The following is a 16026-nucleotide window of genomic DNA, read 5'->3' as shown; positions in this document are numbered from 1 at the left end:
GCTAAGGAGCAGGCCGAAGATCACTCCTGAGCAGCTAGCAGAACGCGCAAGCGAGTAGAGCTAGCCGGCGCCTCTCCGTTACCAGAGAGGGCCGCCTGTCTCAACCTCTCGATGATCCTGATCCCGCTTCCGTGCCGAAGCGCGGCAACGGCCTTCAGTCGAGTCGGGCGCTGCGCCTGAGCTGAGAGACGCAAGAGACAAGCAGAACAAGCTCATGCGTACCGCGCTGGCCCGATCAGGCTGAGGGCGGGGGACCGACAAATAGTATATCACATCGAGGGAGACGGCGGCATGGAGCGAGTCGCGGCGAGTGCCAGATGGGCCAGGCCGGCTCGATGAGCAACCCCGCGCCTGAGCGCGCGCACAGGGGCGGGTCGAGCCGCAGCTATCTCTCCCCCCAGGGGTGGCTCGTGAGGGGCGCCCAGTCGTGACTAATGCGGGTGGTACCACGGGAAGTCCTCTCGTCCTGCGCGGATGAGAGGTTTTTTTTCATACGGAGATCGGAGCTTGCAGGATGAAGACGAAGCTGATCTACCTGGAGAATAGCTATACCTTTGAATGCAGCGCCAAAGTCGTTGCCGCGGAGGGCGATGAGCTGGCCCTCGATGCCACCGTCTTCTATCCCGGCGGCGGAGGCCAGATGGCCGACCGCGGTACGCTCTCCTGGGATCACGGGCGCCAGCAGGCCAGTGTCATTGCCCTGCGCAAGCAGGGAGAGGTGGTCTGGCACCTGCTCGACAGTCCTCCCCCTCCCGTGGGCACCGAGGTAACGGCGCGCATCGACTGGGATTTCCGCTATCGCATGATGCGCACGCATACGGCTCTACACCTGCTCTGCGGCGTGATCTGGCAGGAGTTCCGCGTCCCGGTGACTGGAGGTCAGATGTACCCCGATCGGGCACGCATGGACTTCGCCATGGAGGGCCTGACCAGAGAGCGCCTGGCTTTTATTGAGCAGCGCGTCAATGAGGCCATCGAGGCCGATCTGCCTATCCGGGTCTATACCCTGCCGCGCGAGAAAGCCTTTGCCATTCCCGACCTGATCCGTACGCGCACCAACCTCTTGCCCCCAGACCTGGAGGAAGTGCGGATCGTAGAGATCGTTGGCCTCGATCTCCAGGCCGACGGCGGAACCCATGTCCGCCATACCAGGGAGGTCGGTGGCATCCGCATTGTCCGGGCCGAGAACAAGGGGCGACTCAATAAGCGCCTGGAAATCCAGCTGGTTGACGAGCTATCAGGCTCCAATTCCGACGCCGCTCTGCCATGAGACTGTCGGGCGGGCCGGCGGCTCCTGGTCCGCCTCCCCTCTCCCGCCCTGCTCTCAGGAGCAGCTGCGCCGGTCTGGTCTGAGCAGGTCAACTCAGGTCATTGTCCGCGTGAGGGAACGCTGCCCCCGCGCTGGCTGTTGCCTCACAGGAGCACAGTCAGCCAGCGCTAAGGCTCATCGACCGGCCAGCAGAGTAACAGGACAGCGGAGCGGGTGAAGCCCATCCATCAGGGCAATGGAGAAACAAGGAAGCAGCAACAAAGCCAGACCTGGCTGAGCCAGGTCCAGCCGATGCCAGATAAGGCAAGGCAATCTGTCAGTGAGCGAGGAGGAAGCTGACGTGTCAGGTGAAGCAAGTGTCTTTCGGCCAGTGATCGCGGCTGACCGTGTTGACTATCCAGCGCTGGAGCACGAGATTCAGCGCTGGTGGGATGAGAACGGCGTGCTCCAGCGCTACGTGCACCGCAACGATCAGAGCGACAGGCAATATTCCTTTCTCGATGGCCCAATGACTGCCAACAACCCGATGGGCGTCCATCATGCCTGGGGCCGTACCTATAAGGATCTCTTCCAGCGTTTCAAGACCATGCAGGGCTACCGGCAGCGCTACCAGAACGGTTTTGACTGCCAGGGCTTGTGGGTGGAGGTCAATGTCGAGCAGGAGCTGGGCCTCAAGAACAAGCGGGAAATTGAACAGTTTGGCATCGCGCGCTTTGTCGAGCTGTGCAAGGAGCGCGTCTTCCGCTTCGCCCGCCGTATCACCGAGCAGTCGATCCGGCTGGGCTATTGGATGGACTGGGGCAACGACTACTACACGCTTTCCGACGAAAATAACTATACGATCTGGCACTTCTTGAAGCGCTGCTACGAGCGTGGCCTGATCTACAAAGGGCACGATGTCATGACCTGGTGCCCTCGCTGCGGTACCGGCATCTCCAATATGGAGACGCTCTCGGAGGACTGGCATGAGGTCAGCCATCTGAGTCTGTATGTGCTCTTCCCGCTGGTCGAGCGCCCGGGGGAGTTCCTGCTGGTCTGGACAACCACCCCCTGGACACTGGCCGCCAACGTGGCCGCCGCGGTCCATCCCGAATTGACCTACGTCAAAGTCGAGCAGGATGGGCAGATCTTCTATCTGGCGGAGGAGCGCCTGAACTTGCTGCGGGAGCTGCGCGGACGCGATAAGGGCGAGTATCGTGTTCTGGAGCGCCTCAAGGGCGAGCAGCTGGTGGGCTGGAGCTACCGCGGTCCTTTCGATGAGCTGCCCGCCGCTCAGGGCGTGAGCCATCGCGTCATCCCCTGGAAGGAGGTCAGCGCCAGCGAGGGAACGGGCATCGTCCATATCGCTCCAGGCTGCGGTCGTGAGGACTTCGCCCTCTCCAAGGAGTTCGACCTGGCGGTTCTGGCCCCAGTCGATGAATTTGGCGTCTATGTCGAGGGCTATGACTGGCTCACTGGCCAGTCGGTCTCGGAAGTGGCACGGCCCGTCGCCGAGAATCTGGCCCAGAAGGGCCTCCTCTATCGCTCTCAGAACTATCGTCACCGCTATCCAGTCTGCTGGCGCTGCAAGACTGAGTTGATCTTCCGCCTGGTCGACGAGTGGTATATCTCAATGGAGCAGCTGCGCTACGAGATCATGGAGGTCGCTCGCCAGGTCACCTGGATTCCGGCCTTTGGCCTGGAGCGCGAGCTGGACTGGCTGCGCAACATGGACGACTGGATGATCTCGAAGAAGCGCTATTGGGGGCTGGCACTGCCGATCTATGAGTGCCAGCAGTGTGGTACTTTCGAGGTCATCGGCAGCAAGGAGGAGCTGCGCGAGCGCGCTGTCGAGGGCTGGGAGGAGTTCGAAGGCCATTCGCCGCATCGCCCCTGGATCGATGCCGTCAAGATCCGTTGCCGGCAATGCGGGGCCCTGGTCTCGCGCATCAAGGATGTGGGCAATCCCTGGCTGGATGCTGGCATCGTGCCTTTCTCAACGCTGGACTACCGCCACAATCGCGACTACTGGCGCCAGTGGTTCCCGGCAGACTTCGTGACGGAGTCCTTCCCGGGCCAGTTCAAGAACTGGTTCTACGCTCTCCTGGTGATGAGCACGGTTCTGGAGAGTACGACGCCCTTTAAAACCTTGCTCGGTTACGCAACCGTTCTCGATGAGGATGGCGAGATTATGCACAAGTCGAAGGGCAATGCCATCGACTTCGACGATGCCGCCGAGCGCGTGGGCGCCGATACGATGCGCTGGCTCTATACCAGTCAGGACCCCGAGCAGAACCTGCGCTTCCCGCGTATCCCTAGTCGGGAGGACGTCGAACGAGCCGCCCGCGAGGGCGTTCCGGTGCGCCTGAGCGAGAAGTGGATGCTGGTGCGTCGCGCCCTCGATAAGGTCTGGAACATCTACTGGTTCTTTGTGACCTATGCCAATATCGACAGCTTCGATCCGACGCGCTATCAGCTGGCCGTGGAGCGGCGCAGCAATCTGGATCGCTGGATTCTCTCGGAGCTGCAACAGACGATTCTGGAGGTGACCGCCAGCCTGGAACGCTACGATAGCGCCCATGCTACGGAGTCTCTCCAAAACTTCATCGAGCATCTGTCGAACTGGTATCTACGCCGCAGCCGTGAGCGCATCTGGAAGTCCGAGCTCGATGACGATAAACTTGGCGCCTATCTGACGCTCTACGAATGCCTGACCACATTGGTGACCCTGCTGGCTCCTTTTGTGCCGTTCTTCTCAGAGAGCCTCTATCAGAACCTGGTGCGCAGCGTTCAACAGGAGGCGCCTCTCAGTGTGCATCTGTGCGATTGGCCCCAGGCCCGCCAGGAGCTGATCGATGAGGCCCTGACACAGGATACGCACCTGGTGATGCGCGTGGTCGGCCTGGGTCGCGCCGCCCGCGAGAAGGCGCAGATCCGCGTGCGCCAGCCGCTCAATACGCTCTATGTGCGCCTGCCATCGCAGGCCGAGCAGGAGGCGGTGCTGCGTCTGAAGGATCAGGTGCTGGAAGAGCTGAATATCAAGCGCCTGGAGCTGCTCAGCGACGATAGCGAGATGCTGGCCTATACCCTGCGTGCCCAGGCGCGGGTCCTGGGACCGAAGTATGGGCCACTGGTGCAGAAGATTCTGGCAATGTTGAAGGGTCTGGACGCGCACGCTGCCAGCGAAGCCGCTCGCCAGCTGCGCGAGCAGGGCGTCTTGACGCTGACGGTCGAGGGCCGCGAGATTACCTTGACGCCAGACGAGGTGGAGGTTATCGCTACTGCTCGCCCCGGCTACGTCACCGCTGAGGAGCGTGGCGCGGTGGTGGTCCTGGAGACGACGATTACGCCCGAACTGCGCGAGGAGGGGCTGATCCGCGATCTGACGCACTATATCCAGGACATGCGCAAGCGGGCCAATCTGAAGATCGAGGACCATATCCAGCTGACCCTCTGCGCCGATGAGGAGCTGGCGGCAATAGTGCAGCGCCATGCCGCCGAGCTGCAGGAGGAGACGCTCGCCGATAGTTTGCACATTGAGACGACGCCAATCGCTGAGCCGCGGCCTGGCGAACTCTATCGGGAGACGCTCTCCCCTACCTCGCCGCGCAAGCTGGAGGGCTACACGGTCCAGGTGATCATCGCGGCCTCGCCATCCTCCGCTCTCAGACACTAGCTCGGCTCGCTGGCCTGGTAGGCTCGCTGAACCCCTCAGCCTGGCCTGCCAGGCCAGAATCGCTTATAACGCAGGTCGGTATAGCCTGATCGGTTTAGCTCAGTACCAGACCGCTTCCTCAACCGTTCCTAAGCAACGGTGAGCCAAGCTCAACTGTGAAATACGGGTATGGTCTGAGAACACTGCAATGGGTACGCTGCGATCTGCGTGGAAAGAGGCGGTTTGGGTCTTTGGACTCAGTCGCCTCTCGCTGCTCTTGATCACTTATGTTGGGGGGGTCCTGCTCCGCCCCAGAAATATGGCCTCGATCCCTTGTGTGAACAACGGGCTGCGTTTCTGCTTGCTCGGCTGGTATCACTGGGATGCTGATGCCTTCGGGCGCATCGCGCATGTGGGCTATCGCTCCGTGGCCGATGTGGCCTTTTTCCCGCTCTGGCCCTGGCTGATCCGCCTCGGCGCCGCTGTGCTGGGAAACCGTTTCCCACTGTCGTTCTTGCTGTCGGAACTCCTGCTCTCGAATCTCTTCTTCTTCATATCCCTCATTCTGCTCTATGTTCTGGTCCGAGAGGGTCTGGATTTCGATCCGCTCCAGGCCCGTAAGGCGCTCTGGTACCTGACCTTCTACGCCTACGCGATCTTTTTCTTCGCCGGCTACAGCGAATCTCTCTTCCTGCTGCTCACTCTGGCGATCTTCCTTCTGCTGCAGGGGAAGGCGCTGTGGCGCTGGTGGCTGGCGGGCCTACTGGGGGGCGTCGCCGCTCTAACCCGCTCGACGGCGATCGTCTTGCTGGTGCCCTTCTTGTTCTTCTATGTGGAACACTTCTGGCTCGCTCTCCGACTGTCGGCAGATGTGGGCGAGACCGCGGCGTCTCAGCCGTGGCGTCTCTGGCTACGACGCTTGCTGGCCGCTCTGCCAGCCCTCGTCATTCCGGCGGCTCTGGCGGCCTATATGGTCTATCTTGGAGTGCGCTTCGGCGACCCGTTCATCTACAGCCGTATGGAGCGCACGGTCTGGGGGCGACAGTTTGAACTGCCCTGGGAGGCCTTCGGGCCAGCTCTGGGAGCCTTACTGGCAGGTCCCTTGCATACTGAGATGGCGGTACGCAATCTCATGGACCTGCTCTTTACCTTGCTGCCGCTGGGGGTGCTGGTGGTCGGCTGGCGTCAGCTGCCTATAGTGTACCGTTTCTTCTCGTTAGGTCTGGTGCTTTTTGCTCTCTGCTTCCCGCTGAACAGCGGGGAGACGCTGGCTTCGCAGCCACGCTATATGATGATGGCCTTCCCGCTCTTTCTGGTGCTGGCGCGCTGGAGCAAGCGCTTTCCCAGCCTCGACCTGATCTACGGGGGCTTCTGCGCTCCTCTGTTTGCGTTGAATGCCCTGCTCTTTACCTTGCATTATTGGGTTGCCTGAGTCGACTCCGTCCTGGCCGCTGCCGGCAGGCAAGGAAGGTTGCCTTTGCTAGCCTGGCAAAGAGAGAGGTGAGGTGCTATAGTTAACAGTACCTCTGTTCTTTTGCCAGCTTCCCGGCCTGCCCAAGGGGGCGGGGGGAGAACAGGAGTGGGTTCCAGCGACGGGCAGGTTACAGGAGACGGAGAAGGGAGGCTTGAGGCAAGAGCGAGCGGCGCAAGCACGGAAGGAGCAGATAGAGCGTGGCAGAAGAGCTGGTCCGTGATCCGTTACTGGGTGAGCAGCGGCTCAGCGAGCCTGTGCTGCTGGCGGTGCTCAACTCAGCGGCGTTGCAGCGTTTGAAGGGAATCCATCAGGCAGGGGCCTCTTATCTGGTGCGCGAGGGGCGTGATACGACGCGCTATGAGCACTCCGTGGGGGTGATGCTGTTGATTCGCCTCCTCGGGGGCAGCCTGGAAGAGCAGCTGGCCGGCCTGTTACATGACGTCTCTCATACCGCCTTCTCCCATGTAGCAGACTATTTGTTTGCCTGCTACGATGAGGACTATCATGAGCAACACCTGCGCCAGGTGATTGAGCGTTCGGATCTCCCTGCGCTTCTGCATTCCTCCGGGCTGGACCTGAAGCGGATTCTGGCTTTTGAGCGCTGGCCGCTTTTGGAGCAACCAGCCCCTGAGCTGTGCGCCGATCGGGTGGATTATACGCTGCGCGATCTGTGGCATGCGGGCTATCTGACGCAGGCTGACGTGAAGCGCTTTCTGCAGACGCTCCGCGTGCGGGAAGGGCGCATGGTCGTGGCCGGGCGCGAGGCGGCCATCTGGTTTGTGCGCCAGTATGTGCGTCTGGTGACGGAACTGTTTATGCATCCGTTGGAGATGTTTGCCGACTATCAACTGGCACGAGCCTTGCGCCTGGCCTTGGACGAGGGCGTGCTGCGCGAGGAGGATCTGTTCTCGGAGGATGCCGACCTGTTAGCCCGGCTCCGTCAGGCAGCTCATCCGGAGATCGCACGCTGTCTGAGCTGGCTGCGGCCTGGTCTGGAGGTGATGGAGGTCTCGGCAGACCAGCCTTTTGATGTCTATGCTCGTGTGAAGCCGCGTATGGTTGATCCGCTGGTGCTGCTGGAGGATGGCAGTCTGGTCCGCTGCTCGACGCTCGATGGGGAGCTGGCGGCACTGCAGCAGGCTGTGTTGCACAAGGCTAAACGAGGTAGTTATCTGCGCCTGCGCGGCCAAGCCGGTGTCTGATCTCCAGCCTCTTTTCCTCGCCTTCCCCCATCAAGCGCTGAGTAGCCTGGCGCTGATCTATCTCGGCTTAAGAGACCAGACCTTTGCGGCGCATTTGCTCCAGGTCGTCGCGCGCTGGCTCCAGAGGGCTGAGACCGGCCAGGGCGCAGGCCCGTCCGATGAGAGCAAAGCCGAGCCGCAGGCCCTCGATGAGACGGGGAGGCTCGGCGGTCGCCAGCGCACTCAAGCAGGCTTGCTGCTGCTCAACGGCCTGCTCCTCGCCAACGGCCTGCTGGTAGCCTGCCAGCAGAGCCTGATGAGGCAGGAACTCCTCGTACGGCAGTCGGTGGGTTGTAGCCAGCAACAGCAGCCAGTAGCCAACCTGACTGCCCTCCAGAATGGTATCAGCCTGCAGATCCTGATGACGATGCGTTCCCTGGAGCACGCCCATCAGCTCCTGCAGCTCATCGGCCAGCCGCCCGAGGAGGTAAGTTGGATTGTGCTCCTGAAGCAGGCGCGAGGTGTGTGACTGCTCGCTCAGATCGTGGTCGCGCAGATACTGGTAAGCTGTGTAGAGCTGACGCAGCAGCCTCTCCAGTTGCCTGCTTACGGCTTCGTCTGCCTCGGCCTTCCCTCCCCTACTCACCTCCTCCGGCGAGGCCTCCTGTTGGCTCTGCTGCAGGTCCGTCACCGGCTGCGTCTGCGGGGTAGGACGACCATAAACTGCCGCCGGATCGAAGACCCGGCTCGCCACCACCTCGTAGCGATCGTCAGGAAGCAGACGACGGTAGTAGCAGCTGCGATAGCCTTCATGGCAGGCCGCTCCGCCCTCTTGGACGACGCGGATCAGCAGACTATTCTCTTCGCAATTGACGAAGATGGCGCGCACCTGCTGCCTGTGCCCAGATTGCTCGCCCTTGCGCCAGATCTTCTGGCGTGAGCGGCTATAGAAGTGGGTATAGCCGGTCTCGCGCGTCAGGCGCAGAGCCTCTTCATTCATGAAGGCCACCATCAGTACCTCGTTGCTCTCGTCATCCTGAATGACCGCCGGCATCAATCCCTGGCGGTCAAACCTGAGCGTCATCGTGCTTCTCCTCCTCTGCCTGCCTCATCCCAGCGCACAGCCACCCCGCGCTCGCGCAGGTAGCGCTTGGCATCGGCGATGCGATACTGGCCAAAGTGAAAAATCGAAGCGGCGAGCACAGCATCGGCGCCCCCGCTGGTCAGCCCCTCATAGAGATGCTCAAGCGTTCCAACGCCGCCCGAAGCGATCACCGGGACGTTGACGGCCTGCGTGATGCGGGCTGTCAGGGTGAGATCATACCCCTGCTGCGTTCCATCGCGGTCCATGCTGGTCAGCAGGATCTCGCCCGCGCCCAGCTCGACGCCGCGGCGGGCCCAATCAATAGCATCGAGGCCCGTTGGTGTACGGCCTCCATGAATGTAGACCTCGTAACCACTGGGCATGGCGGGATTGCTACGGGCATCGATGGCGAGCACAATGCATTGGGAGCCAAACTGTTCGGCTCCCTCGCGCAGCAGCTCGGGCTGCTGTACCGCCGCAGTATTCAACGAGGTCTTATCAGCCCCCGCCCCCAGGGTGGCGCGAATGTCCTCCACGCTGCGGATGCCTCCGCCGACTGTTACCGGAATAAAGACCTGCTCAGCTGTTCGGGCGACCACATCGAGCATAGTCTTGCGTTGCTCGTAGGAGGCCGTGATGTCGAGAAAGACCAGCTCATCTGCTCCCTCGGCGTTGTAGAAGGCCGCCAGCTCGACCGGGTCGCCGGCGTCGCGCAGGTTGAGGAAGTTCACCCCTTTTACGACACGCCCCGCGGCTACATCCAGGCAGGGAATGATGCGTTTCGTTAACATCGCTGTCCCTTCCTTTATACTCAGCTCCACTCCGCGTGATCAGGCCCCGGCCTCCGTCATTGGCTCGCAAGAGGCGGCGCAGGCCAGGGCCGCCGTCAGGTCCACATCTCCTGTATAGAGGGCCTTCCCGATAATGACCCCCTCGACGCCCAGGCGAGCCAGCGAGCGGATATCTTCCAATGAGCGCACCCCTCCGGAGGCGATCAAAGCCCGTGCTGGCTGAGCCTGTCTCACCACCTGCAGCATAGCCTGCAACGCCTTCAGATTCGGCCCGCCCAGCGTTCCATCGCGTGCGATATCGGTGTAGATAAAGCGAGCCACACCCAGCGTGCACAACTGGGTGGCCAGCTCCACGGCAGCGATGCGCTCCGTTTGCTGCCAGCCGGCTACCGCCACCAGGCCAGCCCGGGCATCCAATCCCACAACAATACGTTCGTCCCAGCGCTGCAGTGCCTCAGCCAACAAGGCAGGCTGCCGTACGGCACTGGTCCCCAGCACCACGCGCTCAATACCGAGAGAGAGCACATGCTCGATGCTGGTCAGATCGCGCAGGCCGCCGCCCAGCTCAATCTGTAGCGTGGTAGCGGCCCGAATCCGCTCGACCGTAGCCAGATTGACCGGCTGACCCTGGGCCGCACCGTCCAGATCCACCAGATGCAGCCAGCGTGCCCCGGCCTCCTGCCAGCGCTGGGCCACCGCCACTGGGTCGTGGCTATAGACCGTAGTCTGGCGGTAATCACCCTGGTAGAGCCGGACGCAGCGCCCCTCGCGCAAATCAATAGCGGGCAAGACGATCATGGAACACGCTCCCCCACCCAGCGTACGAAGTTCGCCAGCAGGCGTAGCCCCATCGCTCCGCTCTTCTCGGGGTGGAACTGCGTTCCCCACAGGTGGTCGCTGACAATGACGCTGCAATAGGGCGTGCCATAGTCGGTGACGGCAGCCACGCCAGAGGGATCACGCGGCTCAACATAATAGGAGTGAGCGAAGTAGAAGAAGGCCCCGGCAGGTATTCCTTTAAATAGAGGCAGATCCGGGCGCAGGGGCTGGACCTGGTTCCAGCCCATGTGTGGGATCTTCGGCCCCTGGGGAATACGCCGGACCTCACCGGCGAAGAGGCGCAAGCCCTCAACTTCGCCTTCCGCATGGTGCTCGGCCAGCAGTTGCATCCCGAGGCAGATGCCCAGAAACGGTCGCCCGCGAGCCGTAGCCTCCCGAATAGCGTCATCGAGGCCAGTGGCCTTCAAACGCTGCATGGCGGCCCCGCCGGAGCCAACCCCTGGCAGCACCACCGCCCGCGCACGCGCCACCGTGGCCGGATCGGCAGTCACCGTAGCCTGTGCGCCGACATGCTCCAGGGCCTTCTGAATACTGCGTAGATTGCCAGCCCCGTAGTCAATAATAGCGATCATAGTTGTCGCTCTTCCTCTTCTCTCTCCTCAAACTGTCCAGACGCTCTGCTCAAGGTCTCACTCACACGGTGCCTCTTCTTCACTCACCGTCTGCCAGGAGCTCATGCCAGGGCAGCAGTCCGAGATTGCCCAGCGTCACCGCCTGCGTCAGCCCCAGCCAGCAGACCGTTGCTGGGATGCGCCCGTGATCCAGGAGATTGATGGTCAGCAACGGGCAGCAGAGCAGGGCCAGAGCCAGCCAGCGCTCCCAGTCGGCGGGCAAGGCCCCCTCATCCCTGAGCCAGGTGAGCAAGGGGCGCAGCAAGGTGCGGAGCTTCGTTGTCAGAATCGCCTGACGGATGGGCGCCGGCTGATAGGTATGCGTGACCTCAAGCCGCTCGCCATCTCTGCCACGGTGCAGGGCTACGCTCAGTGTCAGGGTCTGAGCTGTCTCCCGCGGAAAGTACATCCAGCTGGCGAAGACATTGTGGTAGAGCGGCTTGACGACATCCAGCAGCGCGGCATGCCGACCCGCAAAGGCCGGGTCAAAGTAGAGATAATCGCGTTCGCCCTCCAGGAAGACATTGCCGAAGTGGGCATCTCCGTGCCCGATGACTGTCAGCGCCGCCTGTCGCGGATGGAGTCGGTTCTGGGCTTCCTCCAACAGCTCCCCCAGCGTGCGCGAGAGCGCTTCCCCATTGACCACCCAGCGGCACCTGAGCAGATCCTCAAAGCGAATTTCTTCCTGATCAGAGCCGGCAACCCGTGGCAGCGGGATGGCCTGACCACGGTAGAAGCTGCTGAGACGCCCGCCGGTCAGTCGGTGCCAGAAGAGCTGATGAACCGGCGCGGTGGCATGCTCATCCGCGCTGCTGAGACGCCCGGTGGCGCGGTAAATCTCCAGCAGGCGCTCACAGGCGCGGCGTTCGGCGGCCACCAGAGTCTGTGCTGGGACCGGGGAGGGTGTCCCTGTCTCGACAGCGCGCATCAAATCGAACATCACCGGCCAGCGCACCAGCGGATAGATGACCATTTGGCGCCCCTCCTGGCGGACCACGCGCAGAGGCAGCACCATATTGTAGCCTGCCTCGTGCAGCAGCTCGGCATGGTAATACTCGGAGAGCGCACTTTGCTCCTCCACGTGGGTCTTGAAAAAGTAGCGCTCGCCGTCCTGCTCGTAGGTACCGTTAAACGAATTCAGCGAGACAGGGCGCGGCGTCAGCGTCACCTGCCCGGTCAGCAGATCGAGCTGACGGGCGAACCACAGGCGCAGCAGACGCTCCGCCTTGTCCCGAGCCTCAAACTGCAGCTGCTGGATCGTCTGCAGTCGCTCCACCTCGGCCAGCAGCGCGGGCAGCTGACGCACATCCTCAATCACAAAATCTGGCTCACAGGCCAGCAGGCGCCGTCGGGCCTCCTCACTGCGTGCCCCGCTGAGCGTCGCCACGGTCAAGGCGCCAGCAGCACGCCCGCCAAGCATATCCCCTGACGAATCGCCAACCACGATGAATGGAGGCTTGCTGCGCGCCAGCTCCCCGGCAGTGGGGCCGCGATGATCAAGGGCATAGAGAAACTGGAACGGGTGGGGTTTGCTCAGCAAGGTGGTATCGCCCTGGCGCCGCAGTTCGGCCTCTGCCATCTCGACGGCATCATAGGTACAGATGTGTTCAGCCTCGAAGCACGAGAGCAGATCATAGGCTTGCAGCGGCAGCGCGGCCTCCTGATAGACTCGACCCGTGGCCAGACCCAGCTCATAGCCCGACCTTCGCAGGCTATGCAATGTCTCCCTGAGTGCCTCGGGTGGCAGCAATGGGCGCTCAAAATAGATACAGCCCGGTTTGCCCATCTGAGCAGGAGGATGACCATAGGTACGGCTGTAGAGCGCCTCCCCAAGGTACCATTCCTGGAAAAGCGAGCGGCAGAAATCCCAAAAGGGGCTGAGGCGCGAAAAGACTCCTTCGATGGGGAGGCCCAACCTGGCACTCGCGTAGGCATCGTAGCGATTGAGCAGATCCAGCCCCATGAGGCCGGCGAAGAGCGCCTCAGTGAAGGGGGGTCCACTTGCTGGCAGAAGCGCTGGCACCGGGTCGGAAGCAGCGCGCCAGGCGCTGACCGCCTGGCGCAGGCGGGCCAGCCAGACCTCTTCCCAGGGCTGCAGCGGCAGGAGTGGCTCGCGGTCGGCAGGAGGCAGCTGCTCCAGCAGGGCAATCAGACGCCAGCAGACCGCCGCATAGCAGGTGTCCCAGTTCGAGTTGATCGCCAGGGCCTTGTAGAGCAGAATCTCCTCCTCTGGCAGTGTGGCCCGGCTCAGGCGACGACTCTCCTCGGGGTCGGTCACCGGCGCGTAGTCGCCCTGACCCGTCACATTCCAGTAGCGAGGGCTGTAGAGTAGCTCATGCAAGGTCAGGCCCGCCGCGTCCCAGTAGGCATCTTCGCTGGTAATGACTCCATCCAGATCAAAGACAATCAGCGTCTTCACCGTCGTCGCGCCATCCTCTCGCTCAACTGCCGCAGGCTGACCGGTTCCTGGCCGAAACGGTACGCCAGCGGCGTCACGTCGATCTGCTCGGCCCCCACACTGCGCAGAGCAGTGATGATCTCCAGAAAGTCCGCCACGGCCTCGCCCATGCGAATCACCCCCGAGACGCGGCAGCGCTGGGCCTGCGGATCGTCCGTCGACTCCGAACTGCCAATATGGTACTCGAATCCCGGGACCAACCGCTTGAGGTGCATGCTCAACAACGAACTGACCTCCTCACCGCTTCCCGGCACGTAGGCCGTCAGCAGAACGCGGTTGCGCGCCTGCAGGCGAGCGGTGATCAGCTCTAAAAGCAGGCGGGCGACCTTGAGAGCCTGGGGATGCTCGGCGAGCAGGCGCACGTTGCCGATCAGGCACGCCTGAGAGCGCAGTACGATGCCGTCTTCAAGCAGTTTCAGATGGTTTTCGCGCAAGGTCGTGCCCGTTTCCGTCAGGTCGACGATCAAATCGGCGACCCCCGTCAGGGGGGCGGCCTCCAAGGCCCCGTGCGGCATCACGATCCGGCAGTGAGAGATACCGTGGCGGTGCAGGAAGCGCCGCGTCAAGGCCGGGTACTTGGTGGCGATGCGCAGCCCCCGGCCCTTCTGGGCCTGATAGTAGCCCGCCAGATGCCAGAGATCAGCGCACGTATTGACATCGATCCAGGTCTCGGGCACCGCCACCACCAGTCGGCAGGAGCCGTAGCCGAGATCACGCTCCAACACCATCAGATCGTCATCGCTCTCCTCATTGTCCTCCGCCTCTTCATCGGTCCCGCGATACTCGGCGAAGAGGTCGTAGCCCGTGATACCGAGAATGGCGTCCCCATCGTGCACCAGGGCTGGGATGTCGGCGGCACGTTGAAAGACCACCTCCAGCTCCGGTAGGCTGCTGATGCGCGCCAGATACTGACGCGGATTGCTGCGCTGGACTTTCAGACCACACTCGGCGAGAAAGGTGAGCGTGGCCGCCTCCAGCGTTCCCTTCCCGGGCAAGGCCAGGCGCAGCTGGGGCAATTCTGGAGTCGGAGCCGTTCGCGACGCACTCATGCTCGATACCCTCCTTCCCGTAGGGCTACGGCCAGGTCACGGTAAGCAACCAGGCGTTCCTCCCCCGAGAGCAGATCGTGCAACCTGATCGTGTTGGCCTGGCGTTCCTCCTCACCGACGATCAGGGCCAGCCGGAAGCCGCGCTGGGAAGCCTGGCGCAGAGCATTACTGACTCCACGAGCGTTCACATCTAGCTCGGCGATGATGCCGCCCTCGCTGCGGGCCAGGCGCGCCACATGGCAGGCATAGGCCAGATCATGCTTGCCAACGGGGATCACCAGTGCCTGCGTCCGCCCAGGCTGATGCCACTGGCTGGCAGGCATCAAAGAGATGAGTCGCTCCAGACCAAAGGCGAAACCGCACGCGCGCACCTCGCGCGTTCCCCCGACTGCCTCAACGAGATGGTCATAGCGTCCGCCGCCACACAACTGCAAATCGAGGCCCTCCTGGTCGCTGGCATGGATCTCGAAGAGTAAGCCTGTATAGTAACTCACCCCGCGCCCCAGGGCCAGATTGAGTGTAATCTGCCGGCGGTCGACCCCCGTCACCTCCATCAGCGTGGTCACCAGCTGCTCTAGCTCCTCCAGCGGGTCGTCATCAAGCTTATAGCTTTGGAGCAATTGGCGCAGCTCCTGAAAGACTTCGGGCGGTGGGCCGGCCAGCGCCCGCAGCCGGCGCAGAAACTCCAGCGCACTAAAGACCCGCGCCCGCTGCTCACTGCGCCCGATCTTCCAGAGAAAGCGCTCGGCAATCTCACGGCGACTGTCCTCGTCGCCGAATGGCAGACTGAAACTGTTCAGCAGCGCTGCCACCAGCTGGTTCGAGCCATCGGAGCTGGCCAGGCGCCGCCCTCGAGCGGCCTCAGCCGCCGGCAGCGGGGGAGTGAGCGACCGCTCGGGATAGAGCGCCTCCAGACGGGCCTGGGCCGCCTGCTCTCCCTCTGGGGAACGACTGATCTGCTCCATCAGGCTCAGGAGCAGACGCGCTGTCTGAACATCCAGATGCAGACGTTCGATAAAGCCGCTGGCGACCCCCACATGGCCTAACTCAAGACGATAGCGGGCAATGCCCAGCTCATGCAAAATATCGCAGGCCAGCTGCACAATCTCGCCATCGGCGCGCAGCGGTTGACCGCCAAAGAGCTCGACCCCCAGCTGCGTGTGCTGCCGGTAGCGTCCCCGCCCCGGCGCCTCGTAGCGGAAGACTGGTCCGACGTACTGAAAGCGCAGCGGAAGCGGAGACTGCTGATAATGTTCTAAATAGAGACGGCAGATTGAGGCGGTATATTCCGGTCGTAGACACAATTCGCGTTGGTGGAGCTGGAAGGCATAGAGGTTCTGCCAGGCCTCTTGACCGAAGCTCGCCTGGAAGAGGTCGCTGCGCTCCAGCGCCGGCGTATCCACCGGATCGTAGCCGGCCTTCTCCAACAGAGCGCGCACGCGATCCACCACCTGAGCCTGCCGACGGTAGGCCTCGGGCAGCACATCATGCATCCCGCGCAGGCGCTCGATACGCTTCTTCATAGCAACTCTTATTCCCCCCTAGAGTCATGCCCGGTCCCCCGTAACCAGTCTGCCAGGCGGACCGCTGCTGGCCCGGGGTGCGCCGCGCCAGGGAGAGCACAAGCAAGGCGC

Annotated in this window: 11 protein-coding genes; 4 read left to right on the top strand and 7 right to left on the bottom strand. The window is 62.5% G+C overall.

Features of this window, described 5'->3' with window-relative positions:
• Positions 1–514: 514 nt before the first annotated feature.
• The 4 genes from A4R35_RS03375 to A4R35_RS03360 all read left to right on the top strand — a co-directional run bounded on the left by A4R35_RS03375 (position 515) and on the right by A4R35_RS03360 (position 7580).
• On the top strand, positions 515–1270 hold the full coding sequence (locus A4R35_RS03375; protein ID WP_112426545.1) for an alanyl-tRNA editing protein: 756 nt from the start codon (positions 515–517) through the stop codon (positions 1268–1270).
• Positions 1271–1610: 340 nt separating this feature from the next.
• A complete protein-coding gene (gene ileS, locus A4R35_RS03370; protein ID WP_112426543.1) occupies positions 1611–4925 on the top strand; it encodes an isoleucine--tRNA ligase in 3315 nt (1104 codons plus the stop codon).
• 187 nt (positions 4926–5112) lie between these two features.
• Positions 5113–6336 carry a mannosyltransferase family protein gene (locus A4R35_RS03365; RefSeq protein WP_112426541.1) on the top strand — a complete coding sequence of 408 codons (1224 nt, stop codon included), beginning with the start codon at positions 5113–5115 and terminating at the stop codon, positions 6334–6336.
• A gap of 239 nt (positions 6337–6575) precedes the next feature.
• Complete coding sequence (locus A4R35_RS03360) at positions 6576–7580, top strand: HD domain-containing protein (RefSeq protein ID WP_112426539.1); 1005 nt, start codon at positions 6576–6578, stop codon at positions 7578–7580.
• Between the two features lie 67 nt (positions 7581–7647).
• On the opposite strand, the gene hisI is transcribed toward A4R35_RS03360, so the two are convergent.
• From hisI to A4R35_RS03325, 7 genes are all read right to left on the bottom strand, one after another.
• Positions 7648–8643, bottom strand: a complete 996-nt coding sequence (gene hisI / locus A4R35_RS03355) for a phosphoribosyl-AMP cyclohydrolase (RefSeq protein ID WP_112426537.1) — start codon at positions 8641–8643, stop codon at positions 7648–7650.
• Entirely contained in the window at positions 8640–9434 is a 795-nt protein-coding gene (hisF, locus tag A4R35_RS03350) for an imidazole glycerol phosphate synthase subunit HisF (RefSeq protein WP_112426535.1), read from the bottom strand. Before hisF ends, hisI begins: the two co-directional genes overlap by 4 nt.
• A gap of 39 nt (positions 9435–9473) precedes the next feature.
• Positions 9474–10232 (bottom strand): 1-(5-phosphoribosyl)-5-[(5-phosphoribosylamino)methylideneamino]imidazole-4-carboxamide isomerase, encoded by a 759-nt coding sequence (gene hisA, locus A4R35_RS03345; protein WP_112426533.1) that lies wholly within the window; start codon positions 10230–10232, stop codon positions 9474–9476.
• Entirely contained in the window at positions 10229–10846 is a 618-nt protein-coding gene (gene hisH / locus A4R35_RS03340) for an imidazole glycerol phosphate synthase subunit HisH (RefSeq protein ID WP_112426531.1), read from the bottom strand. The genes hisA and hisH overlap by 4 nt, the downstream gene beginning before the upstream one ends.
• Before the next feature lie 79 nt (positions 10847–10925).
• A complete protein-coding gene (locus tag A4R35_RS03335; RefSeq protein ID WP_112426529.1) occupies positions 10926–13304 on the bottom strand; it encodes an HAD family hydrolase in 2379 nt (792 codons plus the stop codon).
• Positions 13301–14392, bottom strand: a complete 1092-nt coding sequence (hisG, locus tag A4R35_RS03330; protein WP_112426527.1) for an ATP phosphoribosyltransferase — start codon at positions 14390–14392, stop codon at positions 13301–13303. Before hisG ends, A4R35_RS03335 begins: the two co-directional genes overlap by 4 nt.
• Positions 14389–15915: a histidine--tRNA ligase gene (locus A4R35_RS03325; RefSeq protein ID WP_112426525.1), complete on the bottom strand. Its 1527-nt coding sequence runs from the start codon at positions 15913–15915 to the stop codon at positions 14389–14391. The genes hisG and A4R35_RS03325 overlap by 4 nt, the downstream gene beginning before the upstream one ends.
• Between the last annotated feature and the right edge of the window lie 111 nt (positions 15916–16026).

This window comes from Thermogemmatispora tikiterensis (assembly GCF_003268475.1).
Lineage (GTDB): Bacteria > Chloroflexota > Ktedonobacteria > Ktedonobacterales > Ktedonobacteraceae > Thermogemmatispora > Thermogemmatispora tikiterensis.
This window is presented reverse-complemented; position numbering and strand designations above follow the sequence as displayed.